The sequence below is a fragment of the Bacillus sp. FSL R9-9530 genome (genome assembly GCF_038008145.1).
Taxonomy (GTDB): domain Bacteria; phylum Bacillota; class Bacilli; order Bacillales; family Bacillaceae_G; genus Bacillus_A; species Bacillus_A mycoides.
The window spans coordinates 5,028,774-5,053,728 of sequence record NZ_JBBOYO010000001.1; the positions used below are offsets into that span (position 1 = coordinate 5,028,774).

A 24,955-nucleotide genomic window follows, 5' to 3' on the forward strand; every position below is an offset into this window, starting at 1 on the left:
CTGCCTAAAATATAATTTTTAGGCAGGTTTTTCAATGTTATTTATGTGTTTTATTTGGCTTTTTTTTCGCGGGGTTCCCGTTCCCTTGGCGCTTTCTATTTTGTTCATCTTTTGCTTGTTTTTCATGTAATGTATCTAAAAAGTCATTTGAGTTACTCATTTTTATATCTCTCCTTTTTTCATTCTGTCCTAGTTACTATAACCATTTAGGAGGATAATCATGAGATAAAAGTTAAGCGCTTAGTTTTCTTCGGTAGTATACGTAAAATATGCCATATGTAATGAATAACATAAGTAAAACTTGTAACTCTACATTTTCTTTTAAAATAGTTGCGACAGAAGATGGTAAGTAAGGTGATGTATAGCTCGTTCCTAAACCTAACCATTTGTTTAAGAGGTTAATGATACAAAATATGAAAACACCAGACCAGCTTGCGATAATTGCTTTTTGTTTAATTTTTGTTTCACGCTCATCATCTGTAATCCAAGGATTAGCAGTTTTATCACTATTAAAAAAGCCATTTATGTATCCCCATATGATCATTCCCATAAAGACGATAATCCATTTCATATTTGTAATCCTCCTCTTCTTGTAAAAAGTATTTTACATATATAATTGTAATATTTTTCAAACATTGGTGTCAAACACTTTTTACATTCTGCTTTTTAAAATAGCAGGAGTAAAGAAAAAAATAGGGAAGAAATATGTGAGACTATTTCCTAGTGAGAGGAAGAGGAGAATGAAACTTATTTTTGTTCGGCATGGTGAAGGTGAACATACGAAAGATTTACCATTAAGTTTACAAGCAGTGAATCCGCCATTGACGGGCGTGGGAAAGAAGCAGGCTAAATTGCTTCAGTGCGATGTACCATTACAAGAAAAGGATATATTAATCGCTAGTCCTACACTTCGAACTTTACAAACTGCGACAATATGGAGTGCGGAAGTTGCTTGTCAAAAAATTGTTCACCCATATATATCCCCGCGTATTTTTCCTTATCGGGAATCCGCCAAAACATTACCGTGCGATCAATTGTTAGATCGAAAGATAATACAAAATTTATTTCCACATTTTTCATTAGAAGAAAGTAGAAATGAATTGTTATGGAATGAGGGAGTCAATATCATCTCGGAGATGGAATTTCAGCAAATAGTAGATGAATTTCTGCACTGGTGCTATCAGTTAAAAGCAGAAAAAATTTGTATCGTTGCACACGATGGAACAATTACAGCGTATAGGCAATATTTACATAAAGTCGCTTTAACTAGAGCTGATTTTTTGAAAGAAACGGGTATATATGAAATGGACTTATAGGAGAGGAAATTTGTAATAGAAGAGTTAGGAGAAGATGTGTACGACTTAAATGAGCCGAGAGTATACTTTAGCGTAGCGGAAATTAAGTAATATGCAAAATTGCATATTACACATATTGTAAATGGTTGGTATAAGTTTGGGGAGTTGAAACTAGTAGAATCCTTTTTACATAGTGGTGTAAAATCATATGTTGGATTGATAGATTATGTAGATGGAAATGTAGCACTTATGTTTACAATACGCCTATTTTACGGGTTTATTAACCATGACAAAACGTTAGAAGAAGTTGTTCGAGAAGCGAGATTAACCGATGAGGAGACATGTACATTTCGAGTATATAAACAATATGAAACGGATTTATTCTATATTCGAATGAATGCGTTTCACATTTAACTCACAGTTTTTTTACATTTTCTTCAATGAAAATGATTATCACCTGTGGTATGATATGTTCAAGTTTTTACAGGTAATAAAAGTTACTATATAAACGTTAGTATTTAATGTTTTTTATGTATGTCACAAATTATTCACGATTAATGTTTTAAAAGTAAGTAACTAATGTTATTATATTATCTGTAACTGACTTAATTACAACTTTAGGAGGAAGATATGATTATTCAATTTTTAAGAGAAAACAAAGCAGTCTCTTTTGTATTAGCGATAATTCGAGTGTATCTTGGTTACACATGGGTAATGGCTGGAATCGGTAAATTACAAGGGAAAGGCTTCGATGCAACTGGTTATTTACAAGGTGCAATTGAAAAATCTAAAGGAGCACAACCAGCTGTTCAATCTTGGTGGGCATCATTTTTACAAGATTTTGCAATTCCAAACGTTGATTTATTTAATACACTTGTGACGTGGGGAGAAATTTTAGTCGGAATTGGTTTAATTGTAGGCTGTTTAACAAAAACAGCGGTCTTTTTCGGTCTTGTAATGAACTTTTCCTATATGTTTAGTGGGTCAATTGGTGTAAACCCTGAAATGGTTATCTTATCCATGTTCGTTCTTGTTTCTGGTATAAATGCTGGAAAACTTGGAATTGATGGCTTAGTTATTCCAAAAGTACTAGGATCAAAAATTCAAAAACGCCAAAAGCAAGCTGCTTAATATATGAAACGGGTATCTCAAAATGAGATACCCGTTTATTTTTCAGCACTTATAGGATTTTTCTCGAAGAAATCTTTTACATACCCTACAAATTCTTGTGGCTCTTGACGAAATGGAGCATGATAACCTTTTTCAATAATATGGAAAGTGCTATTTTTTAAGAATTGATGATAAGTTTCTCCTTCTTTCCAAGAAACGCTACTATCATTTCTTCCCCATATAATTAAAGTTGGTTGCTTGATTTCAGTTGCATTGATTTGAAGACGCCTAGGCCATAATTTCATTTTATTATAATGCTCTTCATCATTACGCTTGAATTTAACTTTGCTCTCATCATAATCTGCAATAGAAGAAACGGCACTTAAATCAGTCGACAACTTTGGTTTTGGTGAACCTTGTTTATTAACGAACGTATGAGGGCCGCCTGTAGCATCAGTTAAAATAAGGTGGGTAACCGCTTCGGGGTATAAATATGTTAAATTAAGAGAAATTTCTCCGCCCATAGAATGTCCCAGTATTGCGAATGAGTCGTACCCTAATTTTTTCATTAACTTATAATACAAATTTGCATGAGTTGGGAAAGAATAATAAAAATCCATCGGTTTAGAGGAACGTCCGAATCCTAAAGCATCAACAGAAATAATCGTATGATCTTTTGCTAAATCTGAGTAAACCTTTTGAAAACCATCGGATGATCCTCCAAATCCATGGATCATAAGTAAAGGTGGTTTTTCATCACCAATCTTTTTAAAGTAAATCGTTTGACCATCTATCTCTACCATTTTTTCCTCGGTAGTTAGTTTCGCTGTAATTGTATTTTTAACTTGTTTTACTTGTTCTACTGGCTTTTCTGCTGCACTACATCCTACTAATAGTGTAAGAGTAAGACAACCTACCATAAAATAGCTAAATCGCTTCAATTAGGTGTCCCCTTTCTAACATAACGCTGCATCTATCATAGCAAATAGTATATTACGATTTCCAGGAAGTTGATTACCGTTCTTTATCATAAGAGGTGAAAGGAGCGTTTCCTGGAAATTTTCTGTTTGAAGAAATTGACGGAAAATGAATTGTGAGTGCGGAACATCAATGCGTATTGTCCCATTCCACGAGTTGCAAATTATTTCTAATAACTGAATAGCGTCTTTTTCTTTTTTTGAAATAAGCGGAGTGATACATAGTACATTTCCTTTTTGTATGCATAAAGCAAAAGCATCTATTTGATTATCCCGCTCTATTTTAAAGGAGTAAGTTGCTCTCGATAGTAGTGATAAATAAAGCTTAGAACGATCTGCACCAGTCGCAGTTTGATCAAGAAAAATGAGAGATTGAAGATCGGCTTGCTGAATTTGTTTTATGGGAAAAGAATTTGTACTTATATGAGCCGCTTGTTTTTCGAAGCGATGAATTGTTGTTATTGATTGAAATCCATAAGATTCATATAAGGATTCACCAGCTTTTGTTGCAATGAGCGTAATAGGGAGCGATGGATAAGTTACTTTTAAACTATTGTTTAACAAAATACGGCCAATTCCTTTTCTTTGAAAATCAGGATGCACGATTAACATACCGATAGAAGAAAATCCAGGGGCAAACGAAAAGACCCCGCCCGCTGCAATAAGTTTATTCTCATGTACATAGCCAAAAATTGTGCCAATGGAAAGGTACATATGGAATTGCTCTTTCATAAAACTCGCATGCTGTAACCACCCAACTGATTCGCAAAGAGAGAGTAAATCTGGAATGGAAGATTCGTCTAGTTTTACTGTTTTCATAAAGTTCACCATATTTCTATTTAAACTAGAAAAAATAAGAATAATATTAAGAAATGTAAAATAATAGGTTCGTATTAAAAGAAATCCAACATGTTTATATTTATCTTTGTAAAGGGGAGTATGCTTGATATGAAAAGACAAACTTATACAAATTATAACTTAAATTTACATAAGTTAACAAAAAATTTACATATAACTCATTTTCTCTTAACAGTCTTCTATTAAATTTGATAGTGGGAAATGAATAACCTAATTAGGGGGACAAGACAGTGAAAAAGTTTGTGAAAAAAGCATGGCCATTTGCAGTTGTGGCGTCGTTAGCAGTTACTTCGGTAGCAACATGGAATTTTACGCGTTCTAGTGAGGTTAATGCAGATGAGAACGGAAACAATGCAAAAATTAAAAATGTCATTGTATTAATTGGGGACGGTATGGGGCCTTCATATATGACAGCTCATCGTTATATGAAAGATAATCCAAAAACATTTGAGATGGAATCTACAGAATTTGATAAGCATCTTGTAGGAACACAAAAAACATATCCAGAAGATGAACATGAAAATATTACAGACTCTGCATCGGCAGCTACTGCGATGTCAGCAGGTATAAAAACATATAACGCAGCTATTGCAGTAGATAATGATAAAGCTGAAGTGAAAACAGTATTGGAGCAAGCGAAAGAAAAAGGGAAGTCAACGGGACTCGTTGCAACTTCTGAAATTACGCATGCAACACCAGCTGCATTCGGTGCACATGATATTAGTCGTAAAAATATGGACGCAATTGCAAATGATTACTTTGATGAGAAAATTAAAGGTAAGCATAAAATAGATGTTATGCTTGGCGGGGGCGTAAAGAACTTTGTTAGAAAAGACCGCAATCTTACAGAAGAATTTAAGAAGTCTGGTTATAGTTATGTAACAGATCGTAATCAATTATTAAATGATAAAAGCGATCAAGTTCTTGGCTTATTTGCACCAGGTGGTTTAGACAAAATGATTGACCGTACTGACAAAACACCTTCATTAGAAGAGATGACAAATGCAGCGATTGAGCGCTTGAACAAAAATAAAGACGGTTTCTTCTTAATGGTCGAAGGTAGTCAAATTGATTGGGCTGGACATGATAATGATATTGTCGGTGCAATGAGTGAAATGGAAGACTTCGAAAAAGCGTTTAAAGCAGCAATTGAGTTTGCGAAAAAAGATAAGAACACATTAGTTGTTGCAACTGCAGATCATTCTACTGGCGGATTATCTTTAGGTGCGAATGGTGAGTATAATTTTAAAGTAGATCCGATTAAAGCTGCGAAACGTACGCCAGACTTTATGGCAAGTGAGATTGTAAAAGGTGCAAATGTAGAAGAAACATTGAAAAAGTATATTGATCTACAATTAACACCAGAAGAAATTAAAGCTGTAAATGATATAGCTCCATCAAAAGATGTAACAAAGATTGATAATGCAATTGAAGATATCTTCAATAAGCGTTCGGTTACAGGTTGGACAACGGGTGGACATACAGGTGAAGATGTGAACGTATATGCATTCGGACCAGGTAAATACTTATTCTCTGGCGTTCAAGAGAATACAAATATAGCTAAACGTGTCTTTGACATCGTTGGCGGCGGCGATCCGAATAAAGGAAGACGCTAATTATAAATGAAAGTGAGGCGAAATGCCTCACTTTTCTTTTTAGGAGATGGAAAGATGAGCGTTTTTTTAGGGAAATTAAGATTCCTTCTAGTATTCGTATTATTGCTAGTTGGTTGTCAATCTCAAGAGAATAATATAGAACAAAAATCTGCTGGGAAAACTGAGGAAAAGGTACATATAACGAAAGAAGAAGAGAAATCCATTCAAGATGTTATTGAGGCATTTGTACGGACGACGAATGAAAAAAATCTTGCTGAGCATATGGAGTTATTTTCAAAGAAGATGCCTAGTGCTGAAGACTTAAAAACACAAAAGGAAGCGGCATTTCAAAAGGGAAATAAGAAAATAGAATTGGAACATATGAATATGAAAGCTCTTAAAGGTGGGCTTGTTATTGTTGAAACGGAGGAAAAAGAAGTAGATGGAGGGGTTACTCTCCAAAAGAAAATGCAGTATGCACTTGGAAAAGAAGACGAAGGGTGGAAGATTGAAGAGGTTCGTACGATAGAGAAGAAATAAAGTGAAACTTTAATCAGTGGGGGTTTTGTCCATCCCCCACTGATTATTAGTTGAACCAATCGGGCTTTTATGGGCAGTTGATCGCCCACCTAACTCCTTCGCATTCGCAGAATTTTGAGGTGGGAGTCTTACTGCCCGTTAATGCGGGGTAAAAAAGGTTCTCATAGGAGAGAACCTTTTTATAGTGGTAATAAAATTTGATTTGAACATGCTTCAATGTCATCAATATCTTGACGGATTGTTGCCATCTTATTATCGAGGTCTTCAGCTTTCATAGCAGCGTCATGTAGTTCATCTTTCAAATAGTCAGGTATATTTCCTTCATATTTGTAGTAAAGTTTATGTTCTAAACTTGCCCAAAAGTCCATGGCAAGTGTACGTAATTGAATTTCTGCAAAGACATCTTTCGTACCAGAATTTAGTGACAATGGATATTTAATAATCATATGCAAACTTTTATAGCCATTTCCTTTTGGATTAGCAATATAATCTTTTACTTCTACAATTTCCATGTCTCCACGATTTTCAATAACTTCTTTTAAATGATAAATATCTTCTACAAAGCAACATGTAATACGGATGCCAATAATATCTTGTAATTGTGTTTGAGCATTTTCAACTGTTGGTGATAAGTTTTTACGCTCAAGCTTCCTAATGATACTTTCGGGTTGTTTAAGTCTTGTTTTTATATGTTCAAACGGGTTGTAGTCTTCTAAAAATTGAGCTTCCCGGTTCATAATTTCAAATTTAGTTTTTAACTCTTCTAAAGCGAATGTATAAGGTAATACAAAAGCTTTCCAGTAGTTAACTGTTGATTGGTTATATTCCATTTCTATACACACCTTTTCTTATTTACAAGTGAAGTTGTTATTATACTAAACACCAAATCATGTAGGCGCAAGCAGCAAATGATGAGATCATAAAGCGATATTTAGTTTTCATCTTTTCAACCCCTTTCAAATGAAATTATATATGAATAAACGTCATTGTTAGTAATTTCACTATGTACAATTCTTATAGTAATAGATTCATGTGAAATTCGTATGAACTAATTGTTTCAGTTTTTTGTCTTTTTGTTAATGACTTTTGGTTTTGTTTGTTATAATTACCTTAAATTGTAATAAAGGAGAGGGTATGATGAATCCAAAAGATAAAAAAAGAAAAGAGCAAGTGGCCCACATTATTGAAATTCCAGATGAATATAGGCTTGTTGTAGATGATCAAGAAGGAGTGGATGATCCGTATCATCTATTATGGTGGGGGCATAAAGAGGATGAGGAGAAAAAGATACAAATTACATTAAATAGGCATACTGGTAATTTATTCGAATTCAGGATAGATGATGAAAATTATTTTTCGAGTGATAAAGAAGTGATAGAGGAGAATAAGGCAAGAGAGATTGCAAATGTATTTATAAAAAAATATGTGGAAGAAGAATTAGAATTTTATACATATGTGTCAGTTAAGGATGACTGGCGTGGTTGGAAAGAAATAAATTATATGCAGGAAGTGAATGGATATCCATTGCCGAATACAGGATGTGTTGTGCGAATTCATCCTTCAGGTAATGTTGTGCATTTTCATTACAATGGACAAAAAGCTATAGGGAAAAAACCGTTATGGCCAATTGAAATTGTTGAGGAGAACGTCGTTTTAGAAACTTTGAGAGCTAGACAAGATATGAGACTTGTATTTGTGGATTTAACACATTCTTCATGTAAATATGAAAATGGTGAGGAAGTAAAAGGCTATCATCTTGTATATGAACCAGAACCTAGTCATGCGTTTATTGATGCAAGTACAGGTAAAGATTTATTTGACCCAGATCATTATAAATTGCCTCCAACTGTAGCTGTTGAAAAACCGAAAAAAGGTAGTCAACAAGATGATATATTCGATTTATTTGACTGGGATAAAGAAAGTTTTACAAAAGTGGCTGAGACAGAAAATGAAGATGGAATAAGGATGAAATTTGTTTCGAAAGAGGAATTACAAAAACAGAAAGAAGAAAAGAATCCATATTTAATGAATGAATTTTTAAAAAAGCATTTACCGATGTTAAAATATAATAATTTAGTTGGCATTACGATTGATAAATCAACCAAGGAATTAATTGGTTTTATAAAACTGGCAGACGATAAAGAAGTAAAACAAATACTGTCTAGAGAGGAATGTTTACAAAAAGCACTTCAATTTTTAGAACATGTTATTCCAGATGTTACACAATATCTTCGCCTTTGGGATGAACGTGACGAAGATGAAGGGATTGAAAGATTTGTCTTTTCAGTATATGTGAATGAAATTCCGGTAGAGTATAGGGAATTCATGGTCAACATTAATACAGAAAATGGTGCTGTGATGCATTACTCGGGAAAACCTAGCAATATAATAGAAGAGTTACTTGCACATGAAACAGCACCAAAAGTAACAAAAGAAAAAGCGTTAGAAATATATAAAGAGGTCATTCGAGTAAATTTAGAATGGTGTATAGATCATGATGCAGAGGAAATGAAATATAAACTGCTGTATAAACAAACGAGGAGTGAAAATCATAAAGAATCCGTCGATTGTAGTCGGAAAATTCGTTACATAGATGCGCATACTGGAGAGAAAATTTGGAGTGAATATTAGTAAAAGCCAATTGATACGTTTCGATTGGCTTTTACTATGTTTATAGAAAAATTTAATGATTAGCGTTGAGTGGTTTAAGAATGCCATTAAGTTAAGAGTTCCATATTTACATCGTACAGACACAAACAACCTCATGCCCACATACACATAGTAAAGACCACTATTTTGGCGGAGGTGAAAGGTTTGAGTCTATTCGCCGCAATTGGATATATGGTTCGAGAAGTGTTTGTATTTGTTTCTTATGTGAAGAACAATGCGTTCCCGCAGCCGTTATCATCAGATGATGAGAGAAAGTACTTAGAGTTAATGGAGCAAGGTGATGCTCAAGCGAGAAATCTTTTAATTGAACATAATTTACGGCTTGTAGCTCATATTGTTAAGAAATTCGAAAACACTGGTGAAGATGCAGAAGATTTAATTTCAATTGGTACCATTGGGCTTATTAAAGCGATTGAAAGCTATTCAGCAGGGAAAGGAACTAAGCTTGCAACATATGCAGCGCGCTGTATCGAAAATGAAATTTTGATGCATTTACGTGTGCTGAAGAAAACGAAAAAAGACGTTTCACTTCATGATCCGATTGGGCAAGATAAAGAGGGTAATGAAATATCGCTTATTGATATATTAAAATCAGAATCTGAAGATGTAATTGATATGATTCAGCTTAGTATGGAGTTAGAAAAAATTAAAGAGTATATCGATATTTTGGACGAACGAGAGAAAGAAGTAATTGTGAAGCGTTTTGGACTTGGGCTTGATAAAGAGAAAACACAGAGGGAGATTGCGAAGGCACTCGGTATTTCAAGAAGCTACGTATCGCGAATTGAAAAGCGTGCTTTAATGAAAATGTTCCATGAATTTGTGCGGGCTGAGAAAGAGAAAAAAGCAAAAGAATAATGTGTATTGTAAGCAGCTACACTTTAAAAGTGGCTGCTTTTCTTTCGGGAAAACGGAAAGAAAACGAGCTGTTCTAAGAAGAAATACATGTTCACTGTTGAAAATGGTGGGTTCTATCTGTAATATTAGAAGGTGCTAAACAATTTAAGAATAAAAATTATACTTAGTTTTTCTTCGTGTATAACGAGACGGCTCCATTCTATATGTGGGAATAAGAACCAATTTTACATATGATATAGAGAGAAAAGAAGGGGAAACTAAAGTTATAGGCTGATTAGGAGGTTTCGTAATTTGCGACGGACATTATATCGACTTATGATCGAACTTACAAATGGTCGTTTTACTTCTTATATATTACGTAAATTTGCACAATCTCGTTTGAGCTCTATCATTATTCCATCGTATGTGAAAGTTTTTCAAATTAATCAAGATGAGATGGAAAAGGGTTTGAAGGAATATGGAACATTGCATGATTTATTTACACGTAGGCTAAAAGAAGGAAAGCGCAGTATTGATACTGATGCGTCGAGTATCGTTAGTCCTGTTGATGGTGTTTTTGCTGATCAAGGTCCTATTGAGGATACAAAAACATTCGATATAAAAGGAAAGCGTTATTCAATTGTGGATATGCTAGGTAATGAAGAGCGTGCAAAGCGATATGCAGGCGGTACATATATGGTGATTTATTTGAGTCCAAGTCATTATCATCGTATTCATAGCCCGCTTTCTGGCTCTGTGACTGAAAGATTTGTACTTGGTAGAAAATCATATCCGGTAAATGCAGCGGGTATGGAGTATGGGAAAGAACCATTGTCAAAAAATTATCGCTCTGTTACAGAAGTAAATAGTGACGGCGAACATATGGCACTTGTAAAAGTAGGTGCTATGTTTGTTAATAGTATCGAGCTCCTTCATGAAAGAAGTACTGTTCAAAAAGGTGAAGAGATGGCATACTTTACATTTGGCTCAACAGTTGTTTTATTATTTGAAAAAGATATGATTAAAGCAGTGCAGGAATTGACAAGTGGGCAAGAGCTGCGTCTTGGTGAAAAAATTGCAACCCGAGTATCTCATAAGTAAAGAAAAGGTTTTATAATATACTTATGAAGCTCTAATTAAGAAATGTGGACAAAGATGATTAATGAAGAAATCCCCTAGATGGGAGTACTTGTTTATTCGAGAGCCATCGCAGGATGGCTCTTTTTACAGGTCAATCAGCAATCTATATGTACTCAAGAAGATTTGACGAGCTTGTCCTCTAACGAGCGTCTAATAATTTCTTGTTTTATAAGTAAAATGAAGTCGGGATTTAATTTTAGTTCTTTTGCTTTATAATAAGACTCAGTGAGTAAATCAGTAGATAACTGTTCCATATGTTTTGTTTTCAAGGTGAGTCACCTCCTAATAATATAAGGATTGATTCGTTGTTGCATTTAATGTACCAAAAAAATATGACAGTCACAAACAAGAGGTTATCCACATAACTCAGTGGATAAAATGTGAATAGATTGTTAGTAAATTCCAAATTGACTGAAAAATTAACGTGGAAAGTGTGTACAAGTTTATCCACAGGTTATCTATCGAAAAATGTTGTCGAAAAATTTTATGGAAAATCCTCAAAGAGGTGAAAGAAATTGAAGTTATTTTTACCAAATGAATATGTGAAAAATATATATCACATTCAACCAGAAGATTTGAAAAAACGTGGAATTAAAGGAGTTATTACTGATTTAGATAACACTTTAATTGAATGGGATCGTCCAAACGCAACGCCACAGCTTGAAGAGTGGTTTTTGAAAATGAAAGAAAATGATATTCAAGTAACGGTCGTTTCAAATAACAACGAGCAACGCGTTAAAGACTTCGCTGACCCATTAGGTATTCCGTTTATTCATAGTGCGCGCAAACCGTTTGTTCGCGCATTTAAGCGTGCGATACATGAGATGCACCTGCAGCCAGATGAAGTTGTAGTAATTGGAGATCAGTTACTAACGGATGTGCTCGGCGGGAATCGTGTGGGACTTCATACAATTTTAGTTGTACCGGTAGCGCAAACGGACGGATTGGTGACACGATTTAATCGAAAAATTGAACGAAGAATTATGAGAAACATGAAGAAAAAAGGCTTAATTAACTGGGAGGAATAAAGTTTGACTGAAACAATTAAATGTATTGGTTGCGGTGTAGAAATTCAAACAGAAAATAAAAATGAAGTAGGATACGCTCCTGTATCATCTTTAGAAAAAGAACAAGTAATTTGCCAACGTTGTTTTCGTTTGAAACATTATAACGAAATTCAAGATGTATCTTTAACAGATGATGATTTCCTTCGTATTTTGAACGGAATTGGACAATCAGACGCACTAGTGGTTAAAATCGTAGATATTTTCGATTTCAATGGTAGCTGGTTACCGGGCTTACATCGTTTTGTAGGGAACAATAAAGTATTACTTGTAGGGAATAAGGCTGACTTAATTCCAAAGTCAGTTAAGCATGATAAAGTAAAACATTGGATGCGCTATAGTGCAAAGCAACTTGGTTTAAAACCAGAAGATGTCTTTTTAATTAGTGCAGCTAAAGGACAAGGAATCGCTGAACTTGCTGATGCAATTGAGCATTACCGCGAAGGTAAAGATGTTTATGTTGTTGGATGTACGAATGTTGGTAAATCAACATTTATTAATCGTATGATTAAAGAGTTTAGTGATGAGACTGAGAATGTAATTACAACATCACATTTCCCAGGAACAACGCTTGATTTAATTGATATCCCATTAGACGAAACGTCATCTTTATACGATACACCAGGTATTATTAATCATCATCAAATGGCGCATTATGTTGGGAAACAAAGCTTAAAGCTTATTACACCGACTACAGAAGTTAAGCCAATGGTATTCCAATTAAATGAAGAACAAACATTATTCTTTGGTGGATTAGCACGATTTGATTATGTAAGTGGGGGCCGTCGTGCATTCACTTGTCATTTCTCAAACCGTTTAACAATCCATCGTACAAAGCTTGAAAAGGCTGATGAATTGTACGAAAAACACGCTGGAGAATTATTGAATCCACCGACACCAGAAGAATTAGAAAATATGCCTAAGTTTGTGAAATATGAATTTAATATTCGTGAGCCGAAAACGGATGTTGTATTCTCTGGATTGGGCTGGGTTACTGTAAATGAATCAGGAGCGAAAATTGTTGCTCATGTACCAAAAGGAGTAAGTGTTTCATTACGTAAATCTTTAATTTAATATGGAGAGGGATTTATGAAACAATTATATGGTGTAATCGGAAATCCAATTGGACATTCATTATCACCCGTTATGCATAACGATGCATTTGAACACTTGAATATGGATGCCCATTATCATGCGTTTCTTGTAGAAGAAGAAGCGCTAGGGGAAGCAGTAAAAGGTTTGAAAGCATTAGGTATTTCAGGATTTAATGTAACGACTCCGCACAAAGTTGCAATTATGGAGTACTTGGATGAGATTGCCCCGTTAGCAAGGCAAATCGGTGCGGTAAATACAGTAGTTCATCGAGATGGAAAATTGATTGGGTATAATACAGATGGAATTGGTTTTGTTCGTGCCCTGCAGTCAATTAGTGAAGATCCACTTCAAGAGAAACGTATTTTATTAATCGGTGCAGGTGGTGCTAGCCGAGCTATTTACTTCTCGCTTGCCGATGTAGGTGTGAAAGAAATTGATATTGCTAATCGTACGAGAGATAAGGCGAAAAACCTTATCTCTGGGTGCATGGCAAATGTTAATTCGCATGCTCTATCGTTAGAATGTGCAGCAGAAAATCAAGGGGAATATGATATTATCATCCAAACAACAACGATAGGTATGCATCCACATGTTGAGTATACGCCGCTGGAAATTCGTTCATTGAAACAAGGAACGATTGTTTCTGATATTATTTATAATCCATTTGAGACGAAAATTTTAGGCGATGCGAAAGAACAAGGTGCAATAATTCAAAATGGAATCGATATGTTCGTTTATCAAGGTGCACTTGCGTTTGAAATGTGGACAGGGTGTGTGCCGAATATTGATAGAATGAAACAATTAGTAATGAGAGAGCTTGGAGGCTAATTATATGTTAACAGGAAAACAAAAAAGATTTTTACGTGCAAAGGCACATCATTTAACACCGATTTTTCAAGTTGGAAAAGGTGGCGTGAATGAAAATATGGTGAAACAAATTGGAGAAGCATTAGAAGTTCGTGAACTATTTAAAGTGAGCGTATTACAAAACTGTGAATTTGATCGTAGTGAAGTTGCAGAAGAGCTTGCACAAGGTGCACGAGCTGAAATCGTTCAAGTAATCGGAAGCACAATTGTTTTATACAAAGAATCAAGAGAAAATAAGCAGATTAAGCTTCCTCGATAAAAGATATACGTGAGTTATTTCGTAATGGACGCTTGATATGTAGAAAGCGAAACCAATTGAACTTTTATTAACAGTGGGCTCTCTTCGAATTTGTATGGGGAGAGTTGCTGTATGTAAAAGGAAGGAGCGTTTCTTTTGAGAAAAATTGGCATTATTGGTGGCACGTTTGATCCACCTCATAATGGGCATTTGTTAATTGCAAATGAAGTGTATCATGCTTTAGGGTTGGAAGAGGTATGGTTTTTGCCGAATCAAATTCCACCGCACAAGCAAGGACGTAACATTACGAGTGTGAAAAGTCGATTAAACATGCTGCAAATAGCGATTGAGGAAGAAGCATACTTTTCAATTTGTTTAGAAGAGCTAGACAGAGAAGGCCCATCTTATACGTACGATACTATGGTACAATTAACGGAGAAGTATCCGGATGTGCAGTTTCACTTTATTATTGGCGGAGACATGGTTGAGTATTTGCCGAAGTGGTATAACATTGAAAAGTTACTTAAGCTTGTGACTTTCGTTGGAGTTGCAAGACCAGGTTATACATTACATACGCCTTATGATATCGTAAAAGTGGAAATTCCGGAGTTTGCAGTTTCTTCTTCTCTGTTACGTGAGAGATATATGACGAAGAAAACGTGCAAATATTTACTCCCCGAAAAAGTACAGGTATATATCGAGAGGAATGGGTTGTATGAATCGTGAGGAAGCACTTAGTATTGTCAAACAACAAATGCATGAAAAACGTTATATACACACGGTTGGTGTAATGGAAACAGCGATTGAACTTGCTAGGTTATATGGTGTAGATGAGAAAAAGGCAGAGACGGCTGCTATATTTCACGATTATGCAAAATGTAGAGCGATTCCAGAAATGGAAGAGATTATTAAGAGAGAAGCTTTGCCAAAGGATCTACTGCACTATAACAAAGAGTTATGGCATGCACCTGTTGGGGCATACTTAGTAGAAAAAGAAATAGGCATTACTGATCCTGAAATTCTACAAGCTATTACATATCATACAAGTGGTCATGAAAAAATGACAATGTTAGATAAAGTTATTTATGTAGCAGATTACATTGAACCAGGACGTAAGTTTCCTGGTGTGGAAGAAGCGAGGAAACTCGCATATAAAGATATAAATCAAGCTTTACTGTTTGCTTTAAAGCGAACAATTCAATTTTTAATGGAAAAAGATCAAACGATTTATCCATTAACATTCCAAACATACAATGAAGTTATCAAGGAGGAAATTAATAAATGAAAGATAAAGAGTTATTAGTATTAGCGGCAAAAGCAGCTGATGATAAGAGAGCAGAAGATATGGTTGTACTAAATATGCAAGGTATTTCACCGATTGCAGACTATTTTATTATTTGTCACGGAAATTCAGACAAGCAAGTACAAGCAATTGCACGTGAAATTAAAGCGAAGGCACATGAGTTCGAAATTAACGTACAACGTATGGAAGGCTTTGATGAAGCACGTTGGGTTTTAGTAGACCTTGGTGATGTGGTTGCTCATGTATTCCATAAAGATGAGCGTAATCACTATAATTTAGAGCGTCTATGGGGCGATGTGCCGCGTGAAGATATTGCAGATGAGCTAGATCAATGAAATACGAACAATTTGCTTTGCTGTATGACGAACTGATGAATGATGTACCTTATGATAAATGGGTGGAATTCACAGAGGAAAGTTTACAACAGGCATCTATGAAAGAGGCAAGAATCCTTGACGTAGCATGTGGAACTGGTAACGTAACACTTCCGCTTGTGCGAAAAGGTTATGATTTAATTGGTGTAGATCTTTCGGAAGAAATGTTAACTGTCGCGCAGCAAAAATTGGGGGGAGAAGGATATTTTATTCCTTTTTACCAACAAGACATGAGAGAGCTCGATGTTCCTGGTGAATTTGATTGTGTGACAATCTTTTGTGACTCATTAAATTACGTATTGCAAGAAGATGGAGTGCAAGAAACATTTAGAAGAGTTTTCCACCATTTACGTCAGGATGGCTTGTTTTTATTCGATGTACACTCTTTATATAAAATACATCACGTATTTCAAAATGAAACATATACAGTGAACGGCGAAGAAATATCACTTATTTGGAACTGCTTCCCTGGAGAAGAATCAGATAGTGTGGAACATGATTTGACATTCTTTGTACAAGATTCAGAAGAAGATGTGTATCATCGTTTTGACGAATGTCACGTGCAACGTGCGTATTCGGTTGAAGTGTTAACAAAATGGCTTGAAGAAGCTGGGTTTACAGTGCTTCGCGTCACAGGTGACTTTGAACGAATTGAAGTGACAGAACAAACAGAGCGCCTCTTTTTTATGGCGAAGAAGAATGGATAAAAGAAAAGCAACCGATAAGGTTGCTTTTGTTTTATAGAAAAGATGTAGTTTTAGTTCTAGAAAAATAAAAAGATGATATGTGTAAAGTGTAAAAATGCTAGTTTTAGTGAAAATGTAGCATGAAAAAGATAAGTATTAATAAAAAGGGTTTGGGATTACGATGGCGTATTTATTATGTGTGTTTATTGAATTGCTGCTCAACGCATTTTAAATCTTCATCAAATTTCTCATGTGTCCGTTCGATTAATTTATGAAACATATCCCCAACGTGCTCTTCTAAAATACGAATACCTTCTCCTGTAACACCGCCTTTAACGCATACCTTTTCTTGTAAAGTAGGTAATGTAAAAATTTCTTTTTCGAGTAATTTCCCCATTCCAATGACCATTTCACTTACTAAAGTAGTGGCTTCTTCATGTGTAATATTTGTTTTATCTACAGCAGCGTTAATGAAACATTGTAATAAATAACTAAAAAAAGCAGGGCCGCAGCTTGCTATATCAGATGAAACGCGCGTTATATCTTCTTCTATAACAAGGGGAGTAGAAATGTTTTTGAATAGACGAAGTAGTTTTTGTTGCCATTCTAGAGAGCAGTTATTTCCAAATGTAAATAGTGATGCGCCGGATAAGGCGCGGTTTGTGATGCTTGGAATGATACGAGCGACGTGGCAAGGTATAAGTGTTTCTAATTGTGATGGAGATATGGGGCTTGTGATAGAAACTAAGCAATCTTCGTCTGAAAAATGGTCAGCGTATTTTTGTAGAATAGGGTATATGTCTATCGGTTTTACGCAAATGAAAATAAGCTGGGATTGTTCGATTACCTCTTGGATTGTTTTGGCTATATGAACAGAAGGGTATTTTTCTTTTATATGATATGCTTTGGCAGGCGTCCGATTAATAATAGTAAGGCACGAAGGTTTGACAGCACGGGTTTCTAAAAATGCATCGATTAGTATATTCCCCATGTTCCCTGTCCCTATAATTCCTATGTTCAATGTTTCATCCCTCCTTCGTAACAGCTTTCTCCTAAACAATATGAATGATGTTATAAATTTATGATTAGAGGTGTAAAATGATGTGGGATTTTCCGAAAAAATGGTTGGGATTAGTGGTTATTATTGGCACTTTGATTTTTCTTTTTTTCTGGAAAACGAATCAGCAAACAGAGCGACCGCTCATTACAACGGAAGTTCAAGTAAAAGATGTGGAGAAAAAAAATAAACCGAAAGTATTGGATACGAAGGAGCAGAAAAAAATAATTATAATTGATGTGAAAGGGGCGGTTTTTAAAGAGGGTGTGTATGAAATGAAGGAAGGGGACCGGGTGAAGGAGGCGGTTGAAAAAGCTGGTGGTTTGTTGCCGGATGCAGATGTGAAGAAAGTGAATTTGGCGCAAATGGTCCAAGACCAAATGCTTCTTTATGTTCCTAACAAGAATGAGCCAGTGCAAGAAGGGGCTACTTTTTCAAAAAGCGAGGGTAAAGTGCAAATAAATACAGCTTCTAAAGAGCAACTTGAAAAAATAACAGGCATTGGTTCTCGGAAAGCGGAAAATATTTTGAAATACCGAGAAGAACATGGTCCGTTTCAGAAAATAGAAGATTTATTAGAAATTGATGGGATTGGTGCGAAGTCTTTAGAGAAAATAAAAGATCAAATTATTATTCCATAAAAGATTGACGAAGTTTTTCTTTTTTCGCTACACTACAAGTAGACAAAAAAGAAGGTGAAAAATATGGAACGAATTTCATGGGATCAATATTTTATGACGCAAAGCCATCTACTATCTTTACGTAGTACATGTACAAGGCTTGCGGTAGGAGCGACAATCGTTCGTGATAAACGAATTATTGCTGGTGGATATAACGGTTCAATTAAAGGTGGTGTCCATTGTATAGACGATGGTTGCTATGTCATTGATAATCATTGCGTTCGTACAATTCATGCTGAAATGAATGCTTTATTGCAATGTGCGAAATTTGGTGCAAAAACAGAGGAAGCGGAAATTTATGTCACACATTTTCCTTGTTTGCAGTGCTGTAAGGCGATTATTCAAAGTGGTGTTACAGCGGTTTATTATGCACAGGACTATAAAAATCATCCGTATGCCGTAGAGTTATTTGAACAAGCGAGTGTAACAGTAAAGCACGTTCCGCTAGAATATGATATTACATCGCTAGAGGAACAAGAGCGTCATTTACAGCTAAAGGAATTATTCGCAGCTTTAGAAAAAGATAATTTATCAATGGAAGAATTACAGCATGTATTCACTAAAGCGAAAATGATGCTATAAGGAGTGAGTATGAGTTGAATGGGCAATGGGGCTATGTTGCAATCTCGTTTATAATTGGGATTGCAATTACCTTTTCCACATCGCATTTGTTGGCTGCTTGTTGTTTCGTTTGTTATGTTTTATTTTGTTTATATCGTACTTCGCGTAAAACCTTCATATTTTGTATAATAGCGTGTTTTAGTGGCGTTATGTACACCACGTATGTTCAGAGTCTAAATAAGCCGCTAGGGGAGTCCTATGAAGTTACACGAGGGGTCGTGCAAAATACACCTCTAATTAATGGGGATCGTCTCTCTTTTCAAATTGAAGATCAGAATAAAAACTTAGTGCAGTTAAATTATAAAATACAATCTGCTTCGGAAAAGAAGCAGTTGCAACAATTACATGCAGGTATATCGTGTACATTTAAAGGGGAGGTGAAAGAACCGCAAACTGCCCGGAATTTTCATGTTTTTGATTATCGTAATTATTTATATCAGCAAAAAATACATTTTATATTTGATGTGACATACATTTCTGAATGTCAAAAAACATCGTTGTCACTCGTGCAATGGATTTTCCTTCTCAGGCAACAAACAATCTCGAAAGTTACAGAAATGTTCCCGGAACAATCAGGTGCATTTATGAACGCATTATTATTTGGAGATCGACAACAAATGACGTTTGAAGTAGAAGAGCAATATCAACAATTTGGTCTTATACATTTGTTAGCAATTTCAGGATCGCATATCGTATTATTAATGGTTATAATGTATTTTGTTTTGCTAAGAAGTGGTGTGACGAAAGAGATAGCAACAGTATGCCTTATAGTTTGCATTCCTCTGTATATGATCATAGCTGGGGCGTCGCCATCTGTTGTGAGGGCTTCTATAACAGGAGTTTTATTATTGGTAGCTTTCATATGCTCTGTTCGCTTATCTAGTCTAGACGCCTTAAGTATAACGGCTATATGTATGCTTATATACGATCCGTATCTTATTTTCAACATTGGATTTCAATTCTCATTTGTAGGTAGTTTTTCTTTACTACTATCTGCGCCGATATTATTAGGGCGTAGTAATGGGATAGTTCGAAATTCTATTTACATTTCTATAATTTCACAGCTCGCTAGTACCCCCATCTTGTTATATCATTTTGGTTATTTTTCTCCTTATAGCATTTTCCTCAATCTTATATATGTTCCTTTTCTATCCATTATTGTATTGCCATGTAGCATCATTATTCTTATATGTATGCCGGTTATTCCATTTTTCGCAAAAGGAATTGCATATGTACTTTCACTATGTTTAACCATTTCTAATGATTTTCTAAGTTACTGTGAAAGTTTCCCTTTCATCCGACTTACTTTTGGTCAAACTCCTTTATTTCTTGTGGCTATATATTGTTTTAGTATCGTTAGTATATTTGTGATTTGGGAAAGGGTAATAACGAAAAAAATTTTGTGCATAGTTGTGGGTGTGTTTCTTTTTATTAGTACTTGTCATTATGTATATCCATATTTTCGCGAAAGTGGGAGTGTTACATTTCTTGATGTTGGACAGGGAGATGCGATATTAATTCGTCTTCCATACGATAAAGAGGTTTATCTTATTGATACAGGAGGAGCCCTTTCTGTCAAGAAGGAAGCGTGGCAACAGAAAAAGCATGAATTTTCTGTTGGGCATGATATTCTTGTTCCTTTTTTACAAAAAGAAGGTATAAAAACGATTGATAAATTAATTGTAACGCACGGAGATGCGGATCATATAGGTGCTGCGCTGGATTTGCTGTCATCTATTATTGTAAAAGAAGTTGTATTTGGGAGAAAGGAACAAGATGCTGTATTGGAAAAAGTGGTGAAGAAAAAGGCGTTAGAAAAGAGCGTGAAGATAAGTGTAGTAGGAGAAGGGGAAGGTTGGAGGGTAAATGAAGCGGAATTTTTCGTATTAGCTCCAAAGGGGAAAGAAAAGGGAGAAAATGACTCTTCGATTGTACTATGGGCCAGACTAGGGGGACTAACATGGCTATTTACGGGTGATCTAGAAGAAGAAGGAGAAAAGTTTATAGTATCAACATATCCTGATTTGCGGGCTAATATTTTAAAAGTTGCCCACCATGGGAGTAAAACATCGTCTACAGACCCATTTTTAAGCCTTGTACAGCCTGCTGTAGCGATTATTTCTGTGGGAGAGCGTAATAGGTATGGGCACCCGCATAAGGAAGTTATAGAGCGTTTTAAGAAGATGGGTATTGATATATGGCGTACGGATAAGCAAGGTGCTATTTCCTATGTTTTTAATGGAGAAAAAGGAACCTTTCAAAGTAAAATCACATATGATGAAACACATAGAAGATGAAAAAAAGAAGACTGCCGTTAAGCAGCAGCCTTTAAGAACCGATGAATTTAATAACAGTTGCAATAATGAAAAGTGTTGCGAAAAAACCAAATGAGACGATAAATCCTACCCCTGAATCAATAGCGTCATTGCGTTTACTTTGAACGTTTTGTTCAAAATCATTCATTTAGAATCCCTCCCCAACATTCCATTTTAGTATAAAATATTGTCAGAAAAAAATCTACAATTTCCATATGAAGTGAAATAGAGTATTTGTATACTTTTTCTAGTTAGTTAAGTAGCGTGAATTTTTCATTTCCAATCATGTTAACAGTTGGCACTTATACTAAGATTATTATTGTAAATAATAAAGGGAAGGTGATTACCGCACACCAATAAGAAATCCGGGGCTTATTGCGTGGCGTTTTATATAAATAAAGGGGCGGGTTATAAAGACCGTCCCTTTGTACTTGTAAAACAAAAGCTAGGGCATTAGTATAAATATATATTGCCAAGTTAGGGAGTAGGAAAAAATATGAGTGATATACATAAGAAGATTAAAAAGAAACAGTTCGCTCCGTTGTATGTACTGTATGGAACGGAAGCCTATTTTATAAATGAAACGATAAAGCTTATTACAACGTACGCGCTTGAAGAGGAAGATCGAGAGTTTAATGTTGTGACATACGATTTGGAAGAAGCGTATTTAGAAGATGTAGTTGAGGATGCGCATACGCTTCCTTTTTTTGGAGAGCGTAAAGTTATATTAATAAAATCACCACTATTTTTAACGGCACAAAAAGAAAAATTAGAACAAAATATAAAAATTTTAGAAGAATATATTGGGGAGCCCTCTCCTTTTTCTATTCTTGTTTTTGTTGCGCCTTATGAAAAATTAGACGAACGAAAAAAAATTACAAAACTATTAAAGAAAACAGCGGATGTAATAGAAGCAAATGCGATGCAAGTGCAGGATGTTCAGAAGTGGATTGTTTCTCGTGCGGATGAGGTGCATGTGCATATTGATAATGCAGCTGTTAGTTTATTGTTAGAGCTTGTGGGAAGTAATGTAACAATGTTGGCGAAGGAAATGGACAAGTTAACGTTATACGTCGGTATGGGCGGAGAAATTACGCCAAAACTTGTCACGGAACTTGTGCCGAAATCTGTTGAGCAAAACGTGTTTGCTTTAACAGAAAAAGTGGTGAAAAAAGATATCGCTGGTGCGATGCAAATTTTAGACGGATTATTTACACAGCAGGAAGAACCGATTAAACTGCTCGCTTTATTAGTAAGTCAGTTCCGCTTGCTACATCAAGTGAAAGAGTTGCAACAGCGTGGTTACGGACAAAATCAAATCGCGTCCCATATTGGTGTACATCCGTACCGGGTAAAGTTGGCGATGAATCAAACGAAGTTTTTCTCTTTTGAAGAATTAAAAAAAGTTATTATAGAATTGGCGGAAGCTGATTATAGTATGAAGACTGGAAAGATGGATAAGAAACTTGTGCTTGAGTTTTTCTTAATGCGGTTAAATCATATGTAGTGACACAAAAAAGTTCACGTACTTAGTACGTGAACTTTTTTGTGTATATAAAAAACGATCCGAATGGATCGTTTTTTAAACGCCTTACGCGTTTACTTGTTTCGCTAAGCGAGATTTTTGACGAGCTGCAGCGTTTTGGTGGATAAGACCTTTACGAGCTGCTTTGTCAAGTTTTTTAGAAGCAGTTTTGAAAGCTTCTTTAGCATTTTCAAGATCGTTATTAGTAACTAAAGTTTCTACAGTTTTAACAGCAGTACGCATGTCAGACTTGATAGAAGCGTTATGTGAACGACGCTCTTCGCTAAGTTTAGCGCGTTTGATAGCAGATTTGATGTTTGCCATACTTTTCACCTCCCTGGTGCAATCGAATGACTCGATTCTTACATAGAACAAGTGATATTTTATCAAACGGTGAAGAGAATTGCAATAGTATATCAATGAAATTTCACGTAAAGGAAAGAATGACCTAATATAACTTGGGGAAATCTAACGATATTTACTATGAATTACGGAGGAGATACGATGAAAGAACCATTAGATTTAAGTAAATATAGTGTTAGAACTGACCTTGCTGTAGAGGCGCACCAAATGCTACAAGAGCGCCAAGAAGAACAAAAAGGGATACAGGGAGTTATTGTAAAAGAGAGGGAAGAAGAGGGAGTTACAATTACAAAAGTAACTATTGATGAAATTGCATCTGAGTCGATGGGGAAAAAACCTGGAAGTTATTTAACTCTTGAGGTGCAAGGTATACGACAACAAGATACGGAACTTCAGCAAAAGGTAGAGCGTATTTTTGCAAAAGAATTTTCTTATTTCTTAGAAGAGGTTGGAGTTTCAAAAGAAGCGAGTTGTTTAATCGTAGGTCTTGGGAATTGGAATGTAACGCCGGATGCACTCGGACCGATAGTTGTAGAGAACGTATTGGTGACGAGACATTTGTTTAAATTGCAGCCTGAAAGTGTGGAAGAAGGGTTTAGACCTGTTAGTGCCATTCGTCCAGGGGTAATGGGAATTACAGGGATTGAAACGAGCGATGTCATTTACGGAATTATTGAGAAGACAAAACCAGACTTTGTCATCGCAATTGATGCATTAGCTGCGCGTTCTATTGAACGAGTAAATAGTACTATACAAATTTCTGATACAGGAATTCATCCAGGATCTGGTGTTGGGAATAAGCGTAAGGAACTAAGTAAAGAAACATTAGGTATTCCTGTTATCGCAATTGGTGTGCCAACTGTGGTAGATGCTGTTTCGATTACGAGTGATACAATTGATTTTATTTTGAAACATTTTGGCCGGGAACTGAAAGAAGGAAACAAACCGTCACGCTCTTTATTGCCAGCAGGTTTTACATTTGGAGAAAAGAAAAAATTAACAGAAGAAGATATGCCAGATGAAAAGAGTCGAAATATGTTTTTAGGAGCTATTGGTACGTTAGAAGAAGAAGAAAAGAGAAAGTTAATTTATGAAGTGTTATCTCCTCTTGGTCATAATTTAATGGTAACTCCAAAAGAAGTAGATGCGTTTATTGAGGATATGGCAAATGTAATAGCCAGCGGTTTAAATGCAGCGCTGCATCATCAGATTGATCAGGATAATACAGGGGCATATACACATTGATGGAAAGAGGCAGAAATAGCTTGAGTCAATTTACGCTGTTATGTATATGCGGTACAGTCTTATGTTTGCTTATGATGATAGCTGGAGTGGGACTCGCTAATCATGGTCTAAAAGGTATGAAGGGATATCGTCAGCTGTCATATGAACAAATTGCTCATATGACAGGAACAGAAGGCGATGGGGCTGAATCGGAAATTTCGGGAGAGACGTTTTCGACTATTGAAAAACAAAAACAGTTAGAAAGCTTAAGAAGTTTTAATGTTGTAGAAGGTATCGGTATGGCGATAGCAAGTGTTGCTCGTGATATGACAAAGTTTGGAACGGATATAGTTGTTGGGGCAATAAAAGGAATTTTTAGTTAAGGGTAGCGGGAAGGATGGTTGTCTTATGTTTGTAAGAGAGCTGTCTTTTAATTTGAAAAAGGTTTGTCTCTTATGGTTTGTTCGCATAAGATATAGATAGAGTGATTTGTATTGTAAGCAGCACGAGTTTTCATTGAA

Annotated in this window: 30 protein-coding genes and 1 pseudogene; 22 read left to right on the top strand and 9 right to left on the bottom strand. The window is 35.5% G+C overall.

The features are described from left to right. Nucleotides 1-37: 37 nt before the first annotated feature. Nucleotides 38-160 (bottom strand): DUF4023 domain-containing protein, encoded by a 123-nt coding sequence (locus tag MKX66_RS25470; protein ID WP_000071861.1) that lies wholly within the window; start codon nt 158-160, stop codon nt 38-40. 72 nt (nt 161-232) lie between these two features. Further along, nucleotides 233-571: a phosphoglycerate mutase gene (locus MKX66_RS25475; protein ID WP_341087389.1), complete on the bottom strand. Its 339-nt coding sequence runs from the start codon at nt 569-571 to the stop codon at nt 233-235. 169 nt (nt 572-740) lie between these two features. Here MKX66_RS25475 and MKX66_RS25480 point away from each other — a divergent pair, with 169 nt between their 5' ends. The 3 genes and pseudogenes from MKX66_RS25480 to MKX66_RS25490 all read left to right on the top strand — a co-directional run bounded on the left by MKX66_RS25480 (nt 741) and on the right by MKX66_RS25490 (nt 2,426). Beyond that, on the top strand, nt 741-1,316 hold the full coding sequence (locus MKX66_RS25480; protein WP_137076033.1) for a histidine phosphatase family protein: 576 nt from the start codon (nt 741-743) through the stop codon (nt 1,314-1,316). Then, a pseudogene (locus MKX66_RS25485) lies at nt 1,317-1,709 on the top strand (hypothetical protein); the annotation flags it as partial. Between the two features lie 216 nt (nt 1,710-1,925). Continuing rightward, on the top strand, nt 1,926-2,426 hold the full coding sequence (locus tag MKX66_RS25490; protein ID WP_044442499.1) for a DoxX family protein: 501 nt from the start codon (nt 1,926-1,928) through the stop codon (nt 2,424-2,426). A gap of 35 nt (nt 2,427-2,461) precedes the next feature. Here the strand turns inward: MKX66_RS25490 and MKX66_RS25495 are convergent, their stop codons facing one another. Next, the gene (locus MKX66_RS25495) at nt 2,462-3,346 is read right to left on the bottom strand and encodes an alpha/beta fold hydrolase (RefSeq protein WP_215590196.1); all 885 of its coding nucleotides are present in this window, start codon (nt 3,344-3,346) and stop codon (nt 2,462-2,464) included. Nucleotides 3,347-3,361: 15 nt separating this feature from the next. Further along, nucleotides 3,362-4,201 (bottom strand): GNAT family N-acetyltransferase, encoded by an 840-nt coding sequence (locus MKX66_RS25500; protein ID WP_088034221.1) that lies wholly within the window; start codon nt 4,199-4,201, stop codon nt 3,362-3,364. Between the two features lie 269 nt (nt 4,202-4,470). Here MKX66_RS25500 and MKX66_RS25505 point away from each other — a divergent pair, with 269 nt between their 5' ends. Then, a complete protein-coding gene (locus tag MKX66_RS25505) occupies nt 4,471-5,856 on the top strand; it encodes an alkaline phosphatase (protein ID WP_002190719.1) in 1,386 nt (461 codons plus the stop codon). A gap of 54 nt (nt 5,857-5,910) precedes the next feature. After that, entirely contained in the window at nt 5,911-6,375 is a 465-nt protein-coding gene (locus MKX66_RS25510) for a hypothetical protein (protein ID WP_137076036.1), read from the top strand. Nucleotides 6,376-6,554: 179 nt separating this feature from the next. On the opposite strand, the gene MKX66_RS25515 is transcribed toward MKX66_RS25510, so the two are convergent. Continuing rightward, nucleotides 6,555-7,205: a GTP pyrophosphokinase gene (locus MKX66_RS25515; protein WP_002015229.1), complete on the bottom strand. Its 651-nt coding sequence runs from the start codon at nt 7,203-7,205 to the stop codon at nt 6,555-6,557. 304 nt (nt 7,206-7,509) lie between these two features. Between MKX66_RS25515 and MKX66_RS25520 the strand changes: the two genes are divergently transcribed. From MKX66_RS25520 to MKX66_RS25530, 3 genes are all read left to right on the top strand, one after another. Next, nucleotides 7,510-9,006, top strand: coding sequence for a YcdB/YcdC domain-containing protein (locus tag MKX66_RS25520; protein WP_326996617.1), 1,497 nt, complete (start codon nt 7,510-7,512; stop codon nt 9,004-9,006). Between the two features lie 183 nt (nt 9,007-9,189). Then, nucleotides 9,190-9,903 carry an RNA polymerase sporulation sigma factor SigK gene (gene sigK / locus MKX66_RS25525; RefSeq protein WP_000051382.1) on the top strand — a complete coding sequence of 238 codons (714 nt, stop codon included), beginning with the start codon at nt 9,190-9,192 and terminating at the stop codon, nt 9,901-9,903. A gap of 291 nt (nt 9,904-10,194) precedes the next feature. Continuing rightward, on the top strand, nt 10,195-10,983 hold the full coding sequence (locus MKX66_RS25530) for a phosphatidylserine decarboxylase (protein ID WP_002129166.1): 789 nt from the start codon (nt 10,195-10,197) through the stop codon (nt 10,981-10,983). 152 nt (nt 10,984-11,135) lie between these two features. Here MKX66_RS25530 and MKX66_RS25535 read toward each other — a convergent pair whose 3' ends face one another. Then, the gene (locus MKX66_RS25535) at nt 11,136-11,291 is read right to left on the bottom strand and encodes a sporulation histidine kinase inhibitor Sda (RefSeq protein WP_002015226.1); all 156 of its coding nucleotides are present in this window, start codon (nt 11,289-11,291) and stop codon (nt 11,136-11,138) included. Nucleotides 11,292-11,537: 246 nt separating this feature from the next. Between MKX66_RS25535 and MKX66_RS25540 the strand changes: the two genes are divergently transcribed. From MKX66_RS25540 to MKX66_RS25575, 8 genes are all read left to right on the top strand, one after another. After that, the gene (locus MKX66_RS25540) at nt 11,538-12,050 is read left to right on the top strand and encodes a YqeG family HAD IIIA-type phosphatase (RefSeq protein WP_002015225.1); all 513 of its coding nucleotides are present in this window, start codon (nt 11,538-11,540) and stop codon (nt 12,048-12,050) included. Between the two features lie 3 nt (nt 12,051-12,053). Continuing rightward, nucleotides 12,054-13,160: a ribosome biogenesis GTPase YqeH gene (gene yqeH / locus MKX66_RS25545; RefSeq protein ID WP_002015224.1), complete on the top strand. Its 1,107-nt coding sequence runs from the start codon at nt 12,054-12,056 to the stop codon at nt 13,158-13,160. Nucleotides 13,161-13,175: 15 nt separating this feature from the next. Then, nucleotides 13,176-14,009 carry a shikimate dehydrogenase gene (aroE, locus tag MKX66_RS25550; RefSeq protein WP_002015222.1) on the top strand — a complete coding sequence of 278 codons (834 nt, stop codon included), beginning with the start codon at nt 13,176-13,178 and terminating at the stop codon, nt 14,007-14,009. 4 nt (nt 14,010-14,013) lie between these two features. After that, nucleotides 14,014-14,307, top strand: a complete 294-nt coding sequence (gene yhbY / locus MKX66_RS25555) for a ribosome assembly RNA-binding protein YhbY (protein WP_002015220.1) — start codon at nt 14,014-14,016, stop codon at nt 14,305-14,307. Nucleotides 14,308-14,442: 135 nt separating this feature from the next. Further along, nucleotides 14,443-15,012, top strand: a complete 570-nt coding sequence (locus MKX66_RS25560; protein ID WP_002067321.1) for a nicotinate-nucleotide adenylyltransferase — start codon at nt 14,443-14,445, stop codon at nt 15,010-15,012. Continuing rightward, a complete protein-coding gene (gene yqeK, locus MKX66_RS25565; protein WP_341087392.1) occupies nt 15,002-15,571 on the top strand; it encodes a bis(5'-nucleosyl)-tetraphosphatase (symmetrical) YqeK in 570 nt (189 codons plus the stop codon). The genes MKX66_RS25560 and yqeK overlap by 11 nt, the downstream gene beginning before the upstream one ends. Continuing rightward, nucleotides 15,568-15,924 carry a ribosome silencing factor gene (rsfS, locus tag MKX66_RS25570; protein ID WP_000653209.1) on the top strand — a complete coding sequence of 119 codons (357 nt, stop codon included), beginning with the start codon at nt 15,568-15,570 and terminating at the stop codon, nt 15,922-15,924. The genes yqeK and rsfS overlap by 4 nt, the downstream gene beginning before the upstream one ends. Continuing rightward, on the top strand, nt 15,921-16,670 hold the full coding sequence (locus MKX66_RS25575; RefSeq protein ID WP_341087393.1) for a class I SAM-dependent DNA methyltransferase: 750 nt from the start codon (nt 15,921-15,923) through the stop codon (nt 16,668-16,670). The genes rsfS and MKX66_RS25575 overlap by 4 nt, the downstream gene beginning before the upstream one ends. Nucleotides 16,671-16,842: 172 nt before the next feature. On the opposite strand, the gene comER is transcribed toward MKX66_RS25575, so the two are convergent. After that, entirely contained in the window at nt 16,843-17,670 is an 828-nt protein-coding gene (gene comER, locus MKX66_RS25580) for a late competence protein ComER (RefSeq protein ID WP_002015213.1), read from the bottom strand. Nucleotides 17,671-17,747: 77 nt separating this feature from the next. Between comER and MKX66_RS25585 the strand changes: the two genes are divergently transcribed. From MKX66_RS25585 to MKX66_RS25595, 3 genes are all read left to right on the top strand, one after another. Next, nucleotides 17,748-18,347 carry a helix-hairpin-helix domain-containing protein gene (locus tag MKX66_RS25585; protein WP_215590192.1) on the top strand — a complete coding sequence of 200 codons (600 nt, stop codon included), beginning with the start codon at nt 17,748-17,750 and terminating at the stop codon, nt 18,345-18,347. A 63-nt stretch (nt 18,348-18,410) separates the two neighbouring features. Beyond that, nucleotides 18,411-18,968 (top strand): ComE operon protein 2, encoded by a 558-nt coding sequence (locus MKX66_RS25590; protein WP_215590191.1) that lies wholly within the window; start codon nt 18,411-18,413, stop codon nt 18,966-18,968. A gap of 14 nt (nt 18,969-18,982) precedes the next feature. Further along, a complete protein-coding gene (locus MKX66_RS25595; protein WP_341087395.1) occupies nt 18,983-21,304 on the top strand; it encodes a DNA internalization-related competence protein ComEC/Rec2 in 2,322 nt (773 codons plus the stop codon). A gap of 31 nt (nt 21,305-21,335) precedes the next feature. Here the strand turns inward: MKX66_RS25595 and MKX66_RS25600 are convergent, their stop codons facing one another. Further along, on the bottom strand, nt 21,336-21,470 hold the full coding sequence (locus MKX66_RS25600) for a YqzM family protein (protein WP_000997609.1): 135 nt from the start codon (nt 21,468-21,470) through the stop codon (nt 21,336-21,338). Nucleotides 21,471-21,818: 348 nt separating this feature from the next. Between MKX66_RS25600 and holA the strand changes: the two genes are divergently transcribed. Next, on the top strand, nt 21,819-22,829 hold the full coding sequence (holA, locus tag MKX66_RS25605; RefSeq protein WP_002067332.1) for a DNA polymerase III subunit delta: 1,011 nt from the start codon (nt 21,819-21,821) through the stop codon (nt 22,827-22,829). Nucleotides 22,830-22,913: 84 nt separating this feature from the next. Here holA and rpsT read toward each other — a convergent pair whose 3' ends face one another. After that, nucleotides 22,914-23,171, bottom strand: coding sequence for a 30S ribosomal protein S20 (gene rpsT, locus MKX66_RS25610; protein ID WP_002088694.1), 258 nt, complete (start codon nt 23,169-23,171; stop codon nt 22,914-22,916). A gap of 180 nt (nt 23,172-23,351) precedes the next feature. On the opposite strand from rpsT, the gene gpr reads away from it, so the two are divergent. Both gpr and MKX66_RS25620 read left to right on the top strand, forming a co-directional pair. After that, on the top strand, nt 23,352-24,455 hold the full coding sequence (gpr, locus tag MKX66_RS25615; RefSeq protein WP_002088693.1) for a GPR endopeptidase: 1,104 nt from the start codon (nt 23,352-23,354) through the stop codon (nt 24,453-24,455). A 20-nt stretch (nt 24,456-24,475) separates the two neighbouring features. Beyond that, a complete protein-coding gene (locus MKX66_RS25620) occupies nt 24,476-24,817 on the top strand; it encodes a DUF3679 domain-containing protein (RefSeq protein WP_341087396.1) in 342 nt (113 codons plus the stop codon). The last annotated feature ends 138 nt before the right edge of the window (nt 24,818-24,955 follow it).